Source organism: Paenibacillus sp. NPDC093718 (genome assembly GCF_050279985.1).
Taxonomy (GTDB): Bacteria; Bacillota; Bacilli; order Paenibacillales; family Paenibacillaceae; genus Paenibacillus_AQ.
On sequence record NZ_JBNNUS010000006.1, the window covers coordinates 332,928 to 350,446 of the forward strand.

The 17,519-nt window shown below is 51.5% G+C and carries 13 protein-coding genes; 11 read left to right on the plus strand and 2 right to left on the minus strand.

Annotation, left to right across the window (positions count from 1 at the left end):
• The first annotated feature begins 5 nt into the window (after positions 1 to 5).
• The 10 genes from ACQKPA_RS19875 (at position 6) to ACQKPA_RS19920 (ending at position 13,964) form a co-directional block, all read left to right on the plus strand.
• The gene (locus ACQKPA_RS19875) at positions 6 to 1,199 is read left to right on the plus strand and encodes a HEAT repeat domain-containing protein (protein WP_427494240.1); all 1,194 of its coding nucleotides are present in this window, start codon (positions 6 to 8) and stop codon (positions 1,197 to 1,199) included.
• A 43-nt stretch (positions 1,200 to 1,242) separates the two neighbouring features.
• Entirely contained in the window at positions 1,243 to 2,610 is a 1,368-nt protein-coding gene (locus tag ACQKPA_RS19880; protein WP_427494242.1) for a glycosyltransferase family 2 protein, read from the plus strand.
• A 61-nt stretch (positions 2,611 to 2,671) separates the two neighbouring features.
• Positions 2,672 to 3,478, plus strand: a complete 807-nt coding sequence (locus ACQKPA_RS19885) for a response regulator transcription factor (RefSeq protein ID WP_427494243.1) — start codon at positions 2,672 to 2,674, stop codon at positions 3,476 to 3,478.
• A 176-nt stretch (positions 3,479 to 3,654) separates the two neighbouring features.
• A complete protein-coding gene (locus tag ACQKPA_RS19890; RefSeq protein WP_427494244.1) occupies positions 3,655 to 5,016 on the plus strand; it encodes a nucleotide sugar dehydrogenase in 1,362 nt (453 codons plus the stop codon).
• Positions 5,016 to 5,942, plus strand: coding sequence for a hypothetical protein (locus ACQKPA_RS19895; protein ID WP_427494245.1), 927 nt, complete (start codon positions 5,016 to 5,018; stop codon positions 5,940 to 5,942). Before ACQKPA_RS19890 ends, ACQKPA_RS19895 begins: the two co-directional genes overlap by 1 nt.
• 424 nt (positions 5,943 to 6,366) lie before the next feature.
• Positions 6,367 to 7,854, plus strand: coding sequence for a polysaccharide deacetylase family protein (locus ACQKPA_RS19900; RefSeq protein WP_427494246.1), 1,488 nt, complete (start codon positions 6,367 to 6,369; stop codon positions 7,852 to 7,854).
• Position 7,855: 1 nt separating this feature from the next.
• Positions 7,856 to 9,169 (plus strand): nucleotide sugar dehydrogenase, encoded by a 1,314-nt coding sequence (locus ACQKPA_RS19905; RefSeq protein ID WP_427494247.1) that lies wholly within the window; start codon positions 7,856 to 7,858, stop codon positions 9,167 to 9,169.
• Positions 9,170 to 9,184: 15 nt separating this feature from the next.
• Positions 9,185 to 11,056: a glycosyltransferase gene (locus tag ACQKPA_RS19910; RefSeq protein WP_427494248.1), complete on the plus strand. Its 1,872-nt coding sequence runs from the start codon at positions 9,185 to 9,187 to the stop codon at positions 11,054 to 11,056.
• Between the two features lie 32 nt (positions 11,057 to 11,088).
• Positions 11,089 to 12,846 carry a polysaccharide deacetylase gene (locus ACQKPA_RS19915; protein WP_427494249.1) on the plus strand — a complete coding sequence of 586 codons (1,758 nt, stop codon included), beginning with the start codon at positions 11,089 to 11,091 and terminating at the stop codon, positions 12,844 to 12,846.
• A 29-nt stretch (positions 12,847 to 12,875) separates the two neighbouring features.
• A complete protein-coding gene (locus ACQKPA_RS19920; RefSeq protein ID WP_427494250.1) occupies positions 12,876 to 13,964 on the plus strand; it encodes a glycosyl hydrolase family 18 protein in 1,089 nt (362 codons plus the stop codon).
• Between the two features lie 129 nt (positions 13,965 to 14,093).
• On the opposite strand, the gene ACQKPA_RS19925 is transcribed toward ACQKPA_RS19920, so the two are convergent.
• Positions 14,094 to 16,241, minus strand: coding sequence for a YhgE/Pip family protein (locus ACQKPA_RS19925; RefSeq protein ID WP_427494251.1), 2,148 nt, complete (start codon positions 16,239 to 16,241; stop codon positions 14,094 to 14,096).
• A 30-nt stretch (positions 16,242 to 16,271) separates the two neighbouring features.
• The gene (locus ACQKPA_RS19930; protein ID WP_427494252.1) at positions 16,272 to 16,658 is read right to left on the minus strand and encodes a hypothetical protein; all 387 of its coding nucleotides are present in this window, start codon (positions 16,656 to 16,658) and stop codon (positions 16,272 to 16,274) included.
• 182 nt (positions 16,659 to 16,840) lie between these two features.
• Here ACQKPA_RS19930 and ACQKPA_RS19935 point away from each other — a divergent pair, with 182 nt between their 5' ends.
• On the plus strand, positions 16,841 to 17,350 hold the full coding sequence (locus ACQKPA_RS19935; protein ID WP_194541832.1) for a Crp/Fnr family transcriptional regulator: 510 nt from the start codon (positions 16,841 to 16,843) through the stop codon (positions 17,348 to 17,350).
• Positions 17,351 to 17,519: the final 169 nt, after the last annotated feature.

Here is a 17,519-nt window from a genome sequence, read left to right on the forward strand (position 1 = left end):
CGGATATGTTTTCAAATTTAGAAATGGCATACGTCTTCGTCTATGTATGTCTCGGCCTTATTGCAGCCGGCATTATCCTGTTGTTCCAAATGAAGATCAAGCACAATGCCTTACAAAGAGAAACGGAACGCTTAACAGAAAAACATCATGACTATTTTGTGTATGTCCAGAGTCATCTGCATGACGATACGAAGCTGGAGCTCCCGCCTGGCAAATTGACATCGGCTGAGCGCCGGGTCATTCAAGCCAAGTTTATAGAGTGGATCGAGCAATTCAAAGGGGACGCCAGAGACAAGCTCCTGCGCCTATGCCGGGATGCCGGATTTGTGGAAGAGGAGGTTCGAGCATTATCCAGCCTGCGGAAAGATCGCCGTATTGAAGCGGTCTACCGCCTTGGGGGGATGCGTGCGGAAGAGGCCGTGCCTCAGCTCCAGCATCTGATGAACCGTACCAAATACGGTCCGATGACCATCATCATAGCGCGGGCGATTGCCAAAAGCGCAGTTCAGTCACAGCAGATTCGAGAAATGTTGTCCAAGCTGCTGTCCTACGATAAAGCCATTCATCATATGGCTGCCGATATATTGCTTGAAACCCGGCTGGATTCGGCCGGCCTCATGCGGAAACTCTTGGATGATCCCGATCCTGGACTGGTCAAGGTGGCGCTAGTAGCCATGTGGGGGCAGGCTATTCCGGCTGTCGTGCCGGCACTCGATCGACTGGTCGGATCCGAAGAGAAGGATGTGCGTGCGGAGGCGGTTAAGCTGTATCTTGGCTCCTATCCGGCGCTGAAGGATGATACCATTGCGGAGCTCATGAATGATCATGAGTGGGAAGTGCGAGCAGCAGCGGCAAAAGCGCTGGGACGGCTGCATGCCGCAGGCAGCATTCCGATTCTGGCTTCCGCCTTGAAGGACGAGAATTGGCATGTGCGCAACAACAGCGCGGAGAGTCTTGCCATGTTGGGAGAACAAGGCTTCGAGACATTGTGTCAAGCGGCGCTGACAGGAGAAGGTCCGGCTAGGGAAACGGCCTTGTACCGGATCGAACGGATCATGTCCAACGAAGGCGAATACAAGCAAGTCGAGCAAATGGTGGCTTTTAACAAAAAGAAACTGGTGTACGATCGTTATTTCGGTGTTCAAACGAACAAACGGATCGGCACGGTTGCAGGAGTAGGAGGAGATTACACTGCTTAGAGATATCCTGCTCACTTACGGTATGGTGGCGATTTATTACGTCATGATCGTTAGCGCGCTTTATTTTGTAATTCTGATGTTTTCTTTCAGAAATATTAAAGATATTTTCAGACGTGCGACGTATTCCAAATACAATACGCTCTCGGGTTCGGAACTGGTTCCGTCAGTATCTTTGCTGGTTCCCGCCTATAACGAAGAGTTGACCATCGCGGAGAATGTCCGCTGTCTGATGACGCTGAACTATCCAACCTACGAGGTCATCGTCATCAATGACGGATCCTCCGACGAGACGCTGAAGGTGCTGATTGAGGAGTATGGTTTGACACTGCTCCCCAATCCGGAGATCCGCGGCAACATCAACACGAACAAGGTTCGGGGCATTTATTATAATCCGCAGTACCCGCAGCTTTACCTCATCGACAAAGAGAACGGCGGTAAGGCGGATTCATTGAACGCGGGCATTAACCTGTCCCGTTATCCGCTGATTTCTTCCATCGATGCGGATTCATTGCTGGAGAAGGATGCGCTGATCCGGATGGCCCGGATGTATATGGAGAATCCCGAGGAAACGGTGGCAATCGGCGGGGATGTTCGGATCGCCAATGGCTGCGTGATTGAGAACGGAGAGGTTAAGGACGTATCCTTGCCGCGCCGGATATGGCCGATGTTCCAATCGATCGAATACTTGAAAGCTTTCCTTGGAGGACGAATCGGGTGGAGCCATTTCAACGGACTCATCATCGTCTCGGGAGCCTTCGGCTTGTTCCGGAAAGATTATGTTATTGCGGTGGGCGGCTATCGGGGAGGTTACCCCGGCGAAGATATGAACATCATTATCAAGCTGCACCGCTATATGCTGGAAAATAAAATCAAATACCGCGTTTCCTTTTGCCCGGAAGCGGTGTGCTGGACGCAGGCGCCGGACAGCTACAACATTTTGTCCAATCAGCGCAAGCGCTGGGGACGGGGAAACTTGAAGAACATGATCGAGAACCGCGATATGGTGTTCAATCCGAAATATAAAGTCATGGGCATGCTGACGATGCCCTACAACGTTATTTTTGAAGCGTTAAACCCTTACTTCAGAATTACGGGCCTTCTGGCTCTGCTTGGATATGTATTGCTGGATATGACAAATTGGCATGTGCTGGTCGTGTTTGGACTCGTCAATTTTTTAAGTGGGTACCTGCTCAGCGTGGGAGCTCTCATCCTGGAGGAGATGGCCTTCCGCCGGTATACCAAATTGTCCGATCTGGTGAAGATGCTCCTCTTCTCGGCACTCAAATTCGTGGGTTACCACCAGTTAGGTGTGCTGTGGAGAGTACAGGGGCATATTCAATATCTGCAAAACAACAATTCATGGGGGACCATGACCCGGCAGAGCTGGAAAGATAAGAACGAGGCTGCCTGACTTCAAGGCCCGGTTCATATGTAACAGCATCAAAATATAAAGAGAGGTGGGACCTACAGTTATGTCTCAATCCGCAACATTGCAACGCGTGCAGGCCGTAGATTTTTACGGCCGCCTGGAGGAGGAAGTGAGAAACCATAGCCATGGAGCAGCATTGCTGTTTCTGTACTGTGCAGGCAATCCGTCCGAGACGGAGGCTGGGCTGGCAGAGGTTCAAAGCTTTGTGGACCAGCTGTCCGGCGTGAATGGTGAGGTACTGCAAGACACCCATACCGGTGTAATGGCCGTTACCTTGCCTGGATATTCGCTGGATGCCGCCCATTATCAGGCATTGCTCCTGAAGCAGCATCTGCAAGGCCGTTTGGAGCAAGCAGATCCGCGTATTACGCTTGCCGCGCTTACGGAAGTGCCATCAGCGCTGACGTTGAAGCAGATGGCGGAAGCGGCCAAGCTCAGCACCTCTTCGGATATTCATATATTTACGCAGGAGGAAGCAGACAGCGGTCAAAACCGCATTCTCATCGTGGATCAAGATGCCACGGTAAGGGAGTTTTTGCAGATCCGCTTGACCATGCAAGGTTATGAAACGCTTGAAGCCGTAGACGGTTTGGAGGCGCTGGATCTCATCCCGAAATGGGAGCCGGATCTTGTGCTGACCGAGCTCAACCTGCATGGAATCGACGGCCTGCCTTTCATCCATCATATCCAGCAGCTGGATATGAAGGAGCCGCCGAAAATTGTGGTATTAACCGAGAAAAGAGTGGAGCAAACGATCAGCCAATGTTTCCAAAACGGGGTGGATGATTATGTAACCAAACCGTTCTCGCCGGTGGAGCTGGATGCCCGCATCCGCCGCTGCCTTCATTAAACACATCGTTACTAACGCTTTTAGTTTGATGAGAATTGATGAATGATACGTGATTAGTTGAGCTGAGAGGTTCTTTAATCGCAAGGAGAGATTTCAACAAAACGAGGTCTGTCTTTTGGCGAATAGGCAAAAGAAATAGACGAATAGACTAAACATCCGATGGAGGTTGAATACTTGTGAATGAGGAATATGAAACTTTATTGAGTGCCATTGAGAATAAGAAAGCCGTTCTGGGTGTTGTGGGACTGGGCTATGTAGGGTTGCCGCTGGCTGTGGAAATGGTAAGACAGGGATTCACGGTCATCGGTATCGATCTGGATTCTGACAAAATTGACCGCATATACCGCGGCGAGTCCTATATTAGTGACATCTCGTCCGAAGAGCTTGCGGCATGCATGGAGACCGGGCGCTTTAAACCGACAACGGATTACAGCATGATTGCTGTGATCGACGCGGTCAGCATCTGCGTGCCGACGCCGCTCAGCGAGAATCAGGACCCGGATACTTCCTACATTACAATGGTAGTCGATCAGCTCAAACGCTTTATGAAACCTAATCTGTTAATTACGCTGGAGAGCACGACTTATCCGGGAACCACGGAGGAACTGATTCAGCAGCCGATTGAGAAGCTCGGTTATAAGGTTGGCCAAAACTTCTATCTGTGCTTCTCACCGGAACGGGTCGACCCATCGAACAGCCGGTTTAATACGCGAAATACGCCGAAGGTGATCGGAGGAACGACGGACGCCTGCCTAAAGCTGGGTGAAGCGTTATACAAGCAGTACGTGGAGACGGTGGTACCCGTCAGCAACCCGAAAGTGGCGGAAATGTCCAAGCTGCTGGAGAATACGTTCCGAAGCGTGAATATTGCCTTTGTCAACGAGATGGCCATGATGTGTGACCGCATGGGCATTGATGTATGGGAAGTGATCAATGCAGCGGCAACCAAGCCGTTTGGATTCATGCCATTCTATCCGGGACCGGGCATCGGCGGCCACTGCATTCCGCTGGATCCCATGTATCTGTCCTGGAAGGCCAAGGGCTTCCGCTTCTACAGCAAGTTTATTGAGCTGGCACAGTCCACCAACGATAATATGCCTTACTATGTGATCAACAAGACGGCTACGATTCTGAACGAATATGCCAAATCGATCAAGCGCTCGAATATCCTGCTATTAGGCATGGCATACAAGCCGGACATCAGTGATTTGCGTGAATCCCCTGGTCTTGAAGTGTATGAACAGTTCAAGGAAAATGGCGCCTATGTGGATTATTTCGATCCATATGCCCACAGCTTTGTGGATAAGCAAGGCGGGACGGTTCGCAGCGTGGAGTATGATCTGGCGAAATTCAGCCGTTACGATTGCATCGTCCTCATTACAAACCACAGCAATCTGGATTATCATTCGATCGCTTCGACCGGCGTGCCGATCTTAGATACACGAAATGCATTTAAAGCGTTCGCCGAGCCTCATATCTACAAGATCGGCCATTCTGTTCAGCATGTAGTTGAGCCGGATGAGGCTGTCTTGATCTGATGAAATGGACGAGAAGAATGAGGCCTATACATGCAAAGGCGAAGTGGATCATTCTGGTTGCCGGCATCTGTCTTTTGCTGCTGATCCTTTTTCTTCTCCCGTCAGGCAAGGTGAATCTGAACAAGGCTACATGGCTGTGGGATGCAAGTCTGATCCGAAGTGAAACGGAGGAGATTGTGGCCTTTAGCGGCAGGGAAGGCATTACAACGATCTTTTTGCAGATTCAAGAAGAGGTGACGGACGAAGAATACCGCCATTTTGTAGCTGCAGCACATCAGCAGGGAATCAGCGTCCATGCCTTGAACGGTCAGCCGGATTGGGCTTATGAGGAAGGCCGGCGAAAAGGGATGGAGCTGCTGGCCTGGCTGGAAGCGTACAATCGTACGGCTGCGCCGGAGGAGAAATTCGAGGGCGTGCAGTTCGATGTCGAGCCCTATGTGCTCCGAAGATGGGGCCGTGAACAGGCACAGGTGGTGGAAGAATGGAGCGCGAACATGGAGGTTTGGGTGCAGGAGGCAAAGCATCAGGGGCTAACGTTCAGTGCCGCCGTTCCTTTCTGGCTTGACTCGATACCTGGACCCCGCAGCGCGGATGCCGACTCGTTCAGCCGCTGGATGATTGAGAATACGGACGCGATTGCCGTTATGGCGTACCGGGACAGCGGGGAGCAGATGTATGAATTGTCCAAGGAAGAGCTGGAGCAGGCGGACGAACTCGGCAAGTCTGTCTGGATCGGTATGGAGCTTGGGGATACGGAGGAAGGCGAGCATCTCACCTTCTTTGCCAAGAGTGAACAGGAGATGGAGGATGAAGCTCTGCGTGCCGCCAAACTTGGCAGCGACCATAACTCCTTTGCGGGACTGGCCGTTCATCACTATCAGGCTTGGGTTCACAAACGAACCGCGATGGCTGGGGAAGAACCTTGATTTGCATGAGGTTCAATAGCGATTTTCAGGTTAAATGGTAACAATATGAACAACATGAATCATTCACTATTCAACATACCTTCGAAGGTCTTAAGAGACTTTCGGAGGTATTTTTTTTGTCTGACATGGGGCAAGGCCCCGGTTACATCGGAATTGTTTAGAAATTGTATAGAACTGAATTCTATAATGTGAATCATCGAGCGGCAGGGAGTAGAAGCATGTTTAGAAAAAAACATGGGCAACGGATTACATAAGCTGGACGACCGGGGTTCCTTATTGTAATTCAAAGTTATGAAAATGATGAAAATCCATGAATTTTTCCAAAATGTTATAGCATTTATGATAGGTTGGTGTTATATTCTATTGGTTTATTCAGGAAGGGCTTAAATAAAAACCCTGTTTGATATTTAAAAGGAGTATCCAGATGAAGAGAGATTCTAGTAATACCCGAATGTTATACATGCTTATGAGAATGACCGGACTGTTGTTAACCCTGGCGTTATTGGGTGGTTGCGGTCTTTTTGGAGGTAAGCAAGCTCCCGGCGATGAAGCGGGCGGTTCGACAGCGACTGTTCAAAAAGTGGAACGGTACACGGGGGAGAAGAGCAGGGAAATCCCGTTTGTTTACACAGCCAGGAAAGAACTGGCGCTTACCTTTAACGGCATGGGCGATAAAGCGACCATGATGGCACTGATCGATGAGCTCGATGCGTACGGAATCAAGGCGACCTTCTTTCTTCCGGGGATCCGAGTGGCGGAGGAACCGGACATTGCGGATGCCATTTTGTCCAGAGGTCATGAAATTGAGAACAATACGCTCAATCAGCTCGATATGAATCAGCTTGATTACGATCAGATCTATAAGGAAATCAAACTCGCGAACGATGTCATTGAGCGGGAAACGGGCGCCCAGCCCCGTTATGTGCGGACACGCTCGGGCGATTATCCGGAAGAAGTGCCGCTGGCAGCAGCACATCTTGGAATGAAGGCCGTTGTAAGTTATAACATTAATCCCAAGGATCGCAATATGCAGAGTGCAGAAGAGATTGGAGAGTATGTGACCAGGTACATCTCCAGAGGCGGTATTATTTCCATGAATACCGATGTCAATCCAGAAGTGATTTCTTCTATTAAATACATAGCCCAGGCCGTGGACGAGATCGGATATCAATTGGTTACGCTGGATGAACTGGTGCAGAATGCCGGCGTGCGTAAACCGCTCGAGTTAATTCCGGGATACGACGCTGCAAGAATGAATCCGGATTATGAACAGTCGAAATATGAACTGGTTTATAAAGTCAATACCAACAAAAAAGAAGTTGCCCTGACCTTTGATGATTTCGGAAGCGACAAAACGGTAACCCGTATCCTTGATATTTTGGAGGAGCATGATGTGAAGGCCACCTTTTTCCTGCGGGCCAAAGGAGTGGAAAGCAACCCGAATTTAGCGCGGGCGATGGTGGAAGGCGGACACGATGTGGCCAATCATTCCTACAGCCATCCCGTCGTTACATCGCTAACGCCGGAGGAGCTGCAGAAGGATGTCGTCAAGGCCCACCAGGTTATTACGGAGGCCATACAACAGCAGCCTGTCATGCTGTTTCGCCCGCCGACCGGCGTGGTAGATGACGAACGGGCCAAAGCGCTGGCGGCTGCCGGTTACCCCGCCATAGCAATGTACGATGTGACTACGCTGGATTGGGATATTTCCAACAGTGCCGACGATATTGTGAACGGCGTTATGACCAAGACACAAAAGGGAAGCGTCATTTTGCTCCATATGCTGGATGACATTCATACCGTTGAGGCCCTGCCAAGAGTACTGGAAGGGCTGAAGAATAAAGGATATACGTTTGTAAAAATGGCGGACATGATGCAGCTGCAGGACAAAGCCGCAATGGAGATGGAATAAGATGGAATTATATGTGAATATGTTGGACCGCGTGGATAAATTAGCGGTCGTCGGTCTTGGATATGTGGGCCTGCCGCTGGCGGTCGCATTCTCAAGAAAGCTGGATGTCATCGGCTTCGATCTGAGCGAGGCCAAGGTGCAGCAGTATCGCAGCGGATTCGATGCTACCGGTGAGATCGGGGATGCTTCGCTTACGAACTGCACGGCTGCCTTCACCTCGGATCCGGATAAACTTAAGGAAGCTCGCTGCTTTATTGTCGCCGTTCCGACACCCGTAAAAAGCGGAAATGTCCCGGACCTGAAATTCGTGCGCAATGCCAGCCGATTGGCCGGCCGCGCATTGACCCGGGGAGCGGTTGTTGTGTATGAGTCAACGGTTTATCCGGGCGTAACGGAGGAAGTTTGCATTCCGATTCTTGAAGAGGAGTCCGGCCTGCGCCTGGGCGAGGATTTCAAGGTGGGGTATTCCCCGGAACGAATCAATCCCGGAGACCAGGTACACCGACTCGAGACCATCGTAAAAATTGTATCCGGCAATGATCCGGAGGCGCTGGAGACGGTCGCCAGCCTATATGAGCTGATCATTGATGCGGGCGTCCACCGGGCGGAAAGCATCCGGGTGGCGGAAGCGGCCAAGGTCATCGAGAATGCCCAGCGCGATATCAATATCGCCTTCATGAACGAACTCTCTATGCTGTTCAACCAGATGGATATCGATACGAATGCCGTGCTGCGGGCAGCGGAAACAAAGTGGAATTTCCTCCCGTTCCGGCCGGGGCTCGTTGGCGGGCATTGCATCGGAATCGATCCTTATTATCTGACGTATAAGGCCGAGGATACGGGATATCATTCCAAAATTATTTTGGCCGGGCGGCATATCAATGACGGAATGGGGAAATACATCGCCCAGCATGTCATTAAACTCGCGGTTCGCCAAGGTATCGATCTGATGAGGGCGAAGGTGGCGGTAATGGGTCTGGCTTTTAAGGAAGACTGCCGGGATATCCGCAACTCCAAAGTCATCGATATTATCACGGAGCTGCAGGACTACGGAATCCAGCCGATGGTCGCGGACCCGCACGTGGATCCGCGTCAGGCATATGAGGAATATGGTATCGAGCTGTCGGACATGAGCGGATTGAAAGACATTCAGATTGCGGTTGTCGCCGTCGCTCACCGGGAGTTCAAGCAGCTTGGGATTGCCGAATTCAAGGACATGTTTAGCTCTGAAGGGGCGAAGCTTCTGATCGACGTGAAGGGAGCTTATCCAAAAACCGAATATGAAGCGAATGGCTTTCATTATTGGAGTTTGTAACGATGGGAGAAAGCAATGAGGATTATAAAAAGAAAGCAATCGAAGAGCACTAAAGAAGTTCTTGCGGTTCCGCGTACGGATAGACGCACTCTTTCCTATGTACCCGATCCGGAGCAGATTCGTTTGAACGCGGACCGGAGAGGCAACCGGGCCCAGCAGCCCGGGGATGATTTGTCCAGCTCTGACTATGTAAATAAACTGCGTATGCTCAGCTTGCGTTATGAAGCGGAATTTGAAGTATGGATCGTCCCCAAGGGGAAAAAGAAAAAAGCCAGGATTAAGGGACAGGCTGCCGACATTTCGGCCACGGGCCTGCTGCTCAAGCTGCCGGACGTCCCTTCAGGTCTTGAAGTGGGCGACACGGTGAAGGTCCGATTCCGGATCCCGCCGGGCGCCATGCCCGAGGGTTTCGAATCGGCTGTAAGGATGGAGGCATGCGTCGTTCGTCGGGTCACGAATTCGACGGAATCCGGTGAAGAACATAGGCTTGCCTTAGAATTTGCGAAGCCGCTAACGGAATATTTTCAGCGCAAACGGTGGGGCTATTCCGTGTATTCTGCCAGCGCGTTGATGTTCATGGCGGTGCTCTTCATCATGCTGATGCGGGCCGAGAGCATTATCTATTTCAAATACAACATGGTGCTGTATTTGTACAGCTTAATTGCAACCCTGTTTTTGCTAACTCGCTACCTGTTCGGGGCGTTGTATCGCGATGTGCCAATCAATCCGGATTATACACCCGGGGTTTCGATTATCATCCCCTGCTTCAATGAAGCGGATTGGATTAAACGTACGATTCTCAGCTGTATTAATCAGGATTATCCGGTAGATAAGCTGGAGGTCATCGTCGTGGATGACCGATCGACAGATCAATCGGTGCAGCAGATCAAGGATATGATTGAAGTGATTCACTCCGAGGCGAAGCGTTACGCTACCCGCGAACGCTTGTCCTATACGGTGCTGCCGGAGAATGCGGGCAAGCGGGTCGCCCTGGTCAAGGGCGTGGAGATGGCGAAGCATGATTTGGTGGTCTTCGTGGACTCCGACAGCTTTCTGGACCCGACGGCGATTCGCCACCTCGTTCAGCCTTTTCAGGACCCTAAGATGGGCGGCGTGGCCGGCCGGACGGACGTCGAGAACAAATATACCAATAACATGACGAAGCTGCAGACGGTCCGTTATTATATTGCTTTTCGGATCATGAAGGCGGCGGAGTCCTGGTTTGACAGCGTGACCTGCTTGTCGGGCCCGTTATCCTGCTATCGGAAAGAGCTGATCCTGCAGCATGCGGACGCCTGGCTGAACCAGAAGTTTCTGGGCAGACCCGCCACCTTCGGGGATGACCGGAGCATGACGAACTTTATATTGAAAACACATCGCACCGGTTACCAGGATTCGGCCATATGCTCGACGATTGTCCCTTCACAGATGAAGGTGTTCCTGAAGCAGCAGATGCGCTGGAAGCGCTCATGGCTGCGCGAGTCGCTCCGTGCCGGAAGCTTTATTTGGCGCAAAGAACCGTTTATGGCATTGTTTTTCTACATAGGCCTAATCGTGCCGATAGCCGCGCCTGTCGTGGTTGCCTATAACTTGATGTACGTGCCGATCGTTCACGGCATTTTCCCGGGGACCTTCCTGATGGGATTGCTGCTGATGGCGCTGCTGATGAGTCTTGCCCACCTGCTGTTCCGCAAGAGCAAGCTCTGGGTGTTCGGCTTCGTATTCTGCCTGTTCTATGAGTTTGTGCTGTTATGGCAGATGCCGGTGGCCTGGTTTACCTTCTGGAAGTCGACATGGGGGACTCGGGAAACTCCGCAGGATATTCAAGCGAGAGAGAAGAAGGAAGCCCGCAAGCGCAAAGGCAAAAAATTCGGATTACCGTTCTGATCGTGTCAAAGCGGTTGAAGTGAGGATGACAAATGGGTAAAAAACAAAATGCAGCCCTCAATGTTCAGCGAAAAAATCGCCGCAAAATCATCAAAGTTACGGCACAGGTCGTTGTATTGGCCGTAGTAGCCGTCCTGCTGGCGAATGCGATTTTCGATTTTCGCACCTATAAGGAGCCGGACAGAGCGGCCTGGCGTCAGGATCAAGGCTTTATTGCGCTATCCTATTTCGGGGTTGGCCGCACCGGGACATCCAAGCTCGTATCCAAGAGCCAACTGGATGCACAATTGAAGGCCTTATATGAACAGGGCTACACCACGATTTCGCAGCAAGATATTATCGATTATTATCGTCATGGCAAGAAGCTGCCGGATAAAGCGCTGTATCTGTCCTTTGAAGATGGACGGAATGACTCCGCGCTGTTTGCGCAGCCGCTGCTGGAGAAATACAACTATAAGGCCACCTTCCTGTCTTATGCGGGCAAAATGGGCAACAGTGAACGGAAATTTCTGCAGCCGAAGGATATGCTGAAGATGACCCGCACCGGTTATTGGGAGCTGGGGACCAACGGCAACCGGCTGACTTATATTAATATTTTTGATAGTGAAGGCCGTTATATCGGCGTTAAGGATGAGGGTGAACTGACCAGCAAATCCAACGTGGAGTATTACAACCACTATTTGATGGATTTCATTCGCGACGAGAACATGATACCGCTCGAGAACCGCGCGGAGATGGAAGAACGGATTCAAGCTGACTATGAGGCGATGAATAAAGTCTACACGGAATCGCTGGGTTACGTTCCAGGGACATATATGATCATGCACGCCAATGCGCTTGGCAGCGGCATGAATCAGCTTGTAGCCGATGCCAATACGGAGCAGATTGAGCAGTTGTTTGGGATGAATTTCAACCTGGAAGGTATGGCCTTCAACTCGCAGGATAGCGATCTTTATAATCTGACTCGGGTCCAGCCTGCTCCTTTCTGGTCCACCAATCACCTGTTGATGAAGCTGCACAAGGACCAAGGACAAGCTATGCAGTTTGTGCGGGGGGACAAGCAGCAGGCTGACAAGTGGGAGCTGCTCGGCGGAGCGTTTGAATTTGCGGATAACCGTTTTGTGGTCACATCGCCTCCGTCTCAGGCAGGGACGGTTTATTTAAAAGGTAGCGAAGAGACTGACGTAACCGTCTCGGCTAAAGCGCTCGGTAATGTGGTAGGACGGCAGTCCATCTATGTCCGTTACGACCGGACCAAGGGCTCTTACGTAAGACTCCTTCTGGAGAACAATAACGTGGTGGTAGAGCAGAAGCGAGCAGGTCAAGCGCCCGAGGAGCTGTTCACTTATTCCCTGCCGAAGGTCGAGTGGGGTGAAGAGGATCTGCAATTCGACAAAGCATCGGTATATACCAAGGAACAGACGCAGGCCGGAGATCGGGATGATGAGAATGAGTATCCGGTCAACATACTTGGCAACCGTTGGTTGGAGATTTCGGTGAAAGGCCATTCCGTGTCCGTGAGTGTCGATCAACAGTTAATTCTGGACCAACAGCCTGTGGATGTTTCGATTTGCGCGGGGGGCGTGGCGTTTGAATCGCAATATCACGAGCAGAATGAGAAGGATGATATTTACGACGCTATTTTTGAAGATGTCACCATAACATCGGAGTCTGCGGGCGGCGATCGGAAGCTGCTGTTTACGAACAAGCCGTCCGGACTGACCGGAGTCCTGACAGACGTACAGAGAAGCGTGAACCGGGCGGTTGACTGGGCTGTGGAGACCTTTTAAAATTCGGATGGCGTAGGACGTGAACAAGAATGAAGAATCGCAGGAGGAAATGGGCAGGAGCAGTGGTGCTGATGGCTTTGTGCGCTGCTGTCTCCTTCTGGTGGCTGCGCACCGAAGAGCAGGAGAAAGCACTGCAGGCTCAGATATCGCAAACGGGAGTAAAGCTGTCTGCCTGGATTACGGATTGGCAGTGGAGGACGGGCATAACCGATATGGAGCAGCTCGGCAGCGAGCTTGAAGAAATCCATTTTTTTGCAGCTTACTTCAATTATAAAGACGAACTCCATTTTACTTCGGATTTTCGGGAGGGGCTGCCTGAATTTCAGGAGATTTCCCGGAAAGGGGAGCAGCTTCGCCGGGTCCTGACCATCGTAAACGATCGCTTCGATACCGATGGGACGGCGGATCAGAAGGATCCTGAGCTCATCTCCCGGATCGTGGCTACTCCGGAAAGCCGCAGCCTGCATATCGGGCACATTCTGGCTGTAGTATCCCAGCATGGCTTTCGTGGCGTGGAGCTGGATTACGAAAAGGTACGCAAGGAAGATTGGGCGAATCTGTGCGCTCTGTACGAGGAGCTGTATGAACGTTTACAAGCGGAGGGTTTCTCTCTTCGAATCGTCCTGGAGCCGGGGATCTCCCAGACATCCTTGGAGTTGTTGCCGGCAGGCCCGGATTATGTCCTGATGGCCTATAACTTGTACGGAGGGCATAGCGGACCGGGGCCGAAGGCGGATCACGCCTTGATCAGGAAGCTGGCGGACAAACTGCGCGGGATTCCGGGAGACCATGCCATCGCACTGTCGGTTGGAGGGTTTGACTGGGCGGAGAACGGCAAGGTTGTCTCTTTAACGGAAAAGCGTGCGGTGGAGCTGGCGCATTCCATCTCGGAAGTGCCGAAGCGGGATTCGTCAAGCGGTGCCCTGTATTATGAATATACGGACGACCAAGACATCGGCCATACGGTATGGTATGCAGATGGAATGACCATCGCTGGCTGGATGGATACGGCGAGAGATGCGGGTGTTTCGAAGATTGCGATCTGGCGGCTTGGGGATATGGAAGAGGATACGTTGAAACAGCTGAAGGAATACCACCAGCAATCCCAACATAAGTGAATCTTATATGAAATAAGGACATCCCATGGCTCTAAGAAGCCGCTTGGGGTGTCCTTTTGCGTAAAATATGACTAAAGTTGTAATCAGGCAGTCTTTCTTCGCGGATATACGCTCCGAAAGGGGGCTGGATTAATGGATGAGTTTCGAGGCTCTCGCTTTACGGACAAGACCGCCGCTGGCCCGGTTGATCGGTTTCTTGAGCGCAATCCCGATCAACAGCGCAATTGCGGCAAAGATCAGCATGAACAGGACATCCCGGATGACAATATCCCATAGAATGCCGCCAACGGCTTCCCGCATCATGCTAATGGCGTAGGTGAACGGCAGATACGGATGCAATGCCTGGAAGAAGGGCGGCGTCATCTGGATCGGGAACGTTCCGCCCGCGCCTGCGAGCTGCAGCACGAGAAGTACGATGGCCATCGCTTTTCCGACATTGCCGAATACGGACACCAGCGTGTACACAATCAGCATGAAGATGGAGCTGATCAGCAGCGCAAACAGGATGAACCAGCCCGGATTCACCACATAGGTCCGCAGCAAATAGATATCACCCAGGGTGACGAATAGCGCTTGGAACAGGGCAATGGTGAGAAAGGTTAAATAGCGTCCGAAGTAAACCTCGATGCTGCGGAAGCTTCTCTCTTCATCATGAACCTCAACGGAGAGCAGGGAAACGAGCAGCAGGGCACCTACCCACAAGGATAAAGTCGTGAAGAAGGGAGACATGGCAGACCCGTAGTTCGGGATCGGATACAGGCGATTCTCTTCCAGCGTTACAGGCTCGGCAAAAAACTGGCTTTCGAGCTCGAAATTATTTTGAAGCAAATCGATAACCTCTTGGATATCTCCTTCAGCTTCCATCTCACGGAGCCGATTCGCCAGCTGCGTAATCCGAAGCTCGGCCTCCGGCAGACGGCTTTGGGCAAGCTGCACTTCTTCTCCGCCTACTTTGAGACCTTTCCGGGCGTCTTTGAGCAAATGCTGAATGTCGGGGACGCTGGCAAGCGCCTGGGTCAGCTCCTGCTGAACACGCTTGGCCGTGCCTGCGCCCTTGGTGAAGGCTTTGCTTATCGCTGGACCGATCTCCGTATCGTAGCGGCTTAACAGCGTGTTGGTCAGTCCCGTAATGTCATCGTTCAGCTTCTTCAGCTTATCGATGGAATCTGCTGGCGCTTCTTCTCCCCGTTCCACGGCTTGGGCTATCGTTTGGAGCACGGATTGAGCAGAGGTCCATCGTGCGGCAATATCCTCGAGCTTGGCCGCCCCGGAAGCTGCTGCCGGGGAGATGGAGCCCAGCTGCTTGAACAATTGACCCAGCCGGGCTGCTGCTTTCGCTGCAGTCTCTGCGCGTTCCTGCGCAGCGTTCAGGCGGCTGGCAAGCTCCTTCGGGTCAATGTCGGCTTGCCCTAGAGCGTCCAGCACTTGCGAGAGTGCTCCGGTGGTTGCAGCCAGTACCTCCAAGTCCTGACGCAGAGCAGGCTCCAGCGATTTCGAGGCACCGGCGGCCTGATTCGCGAACTCCGCCAGCGCACCGGCCATGGCCTTGCCGTCCGTGGCAATTCCTTCAAGGCGAGGCAGGGCGGCGTCGGCTTGCTGAACCAATCGGTTGGCCAGCTTAATATCCTCTGCGGCTGTGCCCACCGCTTCATTGAGCTCCGGAAAGCTTTTTTCGATCCGGAACAGAAGACTTCGTACTTTATTGATGGCCGGTAGCTGGTTCTCGATCTCAATCCCGAGTGTGTTGAAAATCTCGAAGATGGTGCCGTTGGCGGTTTTGATGAAATTTTTGCTGATTTCCTCCACAACACCGGATGCGCCCTGGGCCGTCACTTTGGGAGAAATGGCGTTGATTTTTTCGTTCGTATAATAGAGGATCTGAGCTTTGACAGGCTCATTGGTCAGCACGGTGCCGATCCGGGCAGAGAAGTTCTCCGGAATAATGATAGCGGCATAATCATCGCCGCGCCGTACACCCTTAATGGCGTTCTCGCTATCCTCCGTAAAACGCCATCCCAGCTTCTCATTGTGATGGAGGGACTCCACGATTTCTTTTCCCAGGTTAATGGGCTGATCGCGGAGGGTGGTGCCTTTATCCAGGTTGGCAACGGCAATGGAGACGCCGGAGGTCTGGCCGTAGGGATCCCATGAGGCCTCAATGTTAAACCAGGCATACAGAGAAGGAAGAATAGCGAGCCCGACGATGATGACGCCTGCAGCCCAATTACGGATGATTCTATGGATATCGGCAGAATATATGTGGAAGATATTCTTCATGGAGCGCTCCTGTCTTGTACGTAGTTGGTGCTAGTATGCCGCCAAATCCGTGCCAAGATACGAAACGAGCCGATCCTTTATCTCTTCCTTGAAGGAGCGCCATTCGCAGAGCAGACAGCCATCATATCCGCGGCATAAATACTGAACCTGCAGCCCTTCTTCGGCTGTACCGCTCTGGCTATGAATCCGGATGCCGCGCCTTCTCATTTGTTGTTGTAGGAACCAGGCATGATCCGAATATCCTTTTTTAATGAGCTGCAGATTTAAGATATAGAGCTCACCCATTTTCAGTTTAAGGGTCTTGAGAATCTGAATATCCCGCTCGAGAACAGACTGAATGAAGTGATGCAGCAGATAATCTCGGATCAGGGCTTCGTCTTCTAGCGAAGGCGGAGGAGGAGTGGAAGGTTTCATCATAAGAGACACATCCTCAAACATAAATAAATACAGGAACATATGTTCTATTATACACATGGTATGCCAACAATATACGGCGCGCAACCATTAATTTCTGGTAATTGTTATTTGCCTCCAGTGGATTCATGACGGCATATCGTTTACACTCCTCATAACTGCATTCATCAGGAGGCGATTCATTAATGATTCTTCATAAAGGCGAAATACTGTTCAGGCAAGGAGATAGCGGGGATCATCTATATCACATCCGGAGCGGATTGTTCAAGGTAACCCGTCTCCATCCGAATGGCAATATGGTGCTTTTCAATATTTTATATCCCGGTGAAACGGTGCCGCACCATTCCCTGATCAGCCCGAAGGAGACACATGGAACGGCGATCGCTCTGATCCAGAGCGAAGTGGAGGTCATATCGGCTGAAGCGTGGTACCGCCAGCTTGCGGAGGATCCGCAGAAACCGCTCGAGGTTGCCAGATTGCTGCAGGAAAAGGTGCGGTTCATGCAGATGAGGCTGGATCACTTGACGGTCGGAGGACCTGCGGAGCGGCTTGAGCTGCTGATCCAGTGGCTGGATGAGTATTCACAGGGAATACACTTGACCGAGTATCTGACGCAGGAAGAGATCGGACAGCTGATCGGCGTGAGGAGAGAAACGGTAAACCGGCTGCTGCGGGAACAGGGCAAGCATATCTAGTTCCGAATTTTGAGGACGGTATGAACGCCAGGGTACATAGTTTTATAAAATGCGCATGACCAGAACTGGCATATGGTTTTCTTCTTCGCTGAATAATAGTCGACAGCAAGCGTGTTCAATCTAAAAAGGGTGCCTATCTTTATGCAAGACAGGCACCCTTTGATTTTGT

What these genes read in the sequence shown, in the direction of transcription:
- ACQKPA_RS19930 (WP_427494252.1), bottom strand. Translation starts at nt 16,658, where the DNA reads ATGATGAAACCTTCCACTCCTCCTCCGCCTTCGCTAGAAGACGAAGCC.
- ACQKPA_RS19885 (WP_427494243.1), top strand. Translation starts at nt 2,672, where the DNA reads ATGTCTCAATCCGCAACATTGCAACGCGTGCAGGCCGTAGATTTTTAC.
- ACQKPA_RS19905 (WP_427494247.1), top strand. Translation starts at nt 7,856, where the DNA reads ATGGAATTATATGTGAATATGTTGGACCGCGTGGATAAATTAGCGGTC.
- ACQKPA_RS19920 (WP_427494250.1), top strand. Translation starts at nt 12,876, where the DNA reads ATGAAGAATCGCAGGAGGAAATGGGCAGGAGCAGTGGTGCTGATGGCT.
- ACQKPA_RS19910 (WP_427494248.1), top strand. Translation starts at nt 9,185, where the DNA reads ATGAGGATTATAAAAAGAAAGCAATCGAAGAGCACTAAAGAAGTTCTT.
- ACQKPA_RS19875 (WP_427494240.1), top strand. Translation starts at nt 6, where the DNA reads ATGTTTTCAAATTTAGAAATGGCATACGTCTTCGTCTATGTATGTCTC.
- ACQKPA_RS19900 (WP_427494246.1), top strand. Translation starts at nt 6,367, where the DNA reads ATGAAGAGAGATTCTAGTAATACCCGAATGTTATACATGCTTATGAGA.
- ACQKPA_RS19925 (WP_427494251.1), bottom strand. Translation starts at nt 16,241, where the DNA reads ATGAAGAATATCTTCCACATATATTCTGCCGATATCCATAGAATCATC.
- ACQKPA_RS19895 (WP_427494245.1), top strand. Translation starts at nt 5,016, where the DNA reads ATGAAATGGACGAGAAGAATGAGGCCTATACATGCAAAGGCGAAGTGG.
- ACQKPA_RS19935 (WP_194541832.1), top strand. Translation starts at nt 16,841, where the DNA reads ATGATTCTTCATAAAGGCGAAATACTGTTCAGGCAAGGAGATAGCGGG.
- ACQKPA_RS19880 (WP_427494242.1), top strand. Translation starts at nt 1,243, where the DNA reads ATGATCGTTAGCGCGCTTTATTTTGTAATTCTGATGTTTTCTTTCAGA.
- ACQKPA_RS19915 (WP_427494249.1), top strand. Translation starts at nt 11,089, where the DNA reads ATGGGTAAAAAACAAAATGCAGCCCTCAATGTTCAGCGAAAAAATCGC.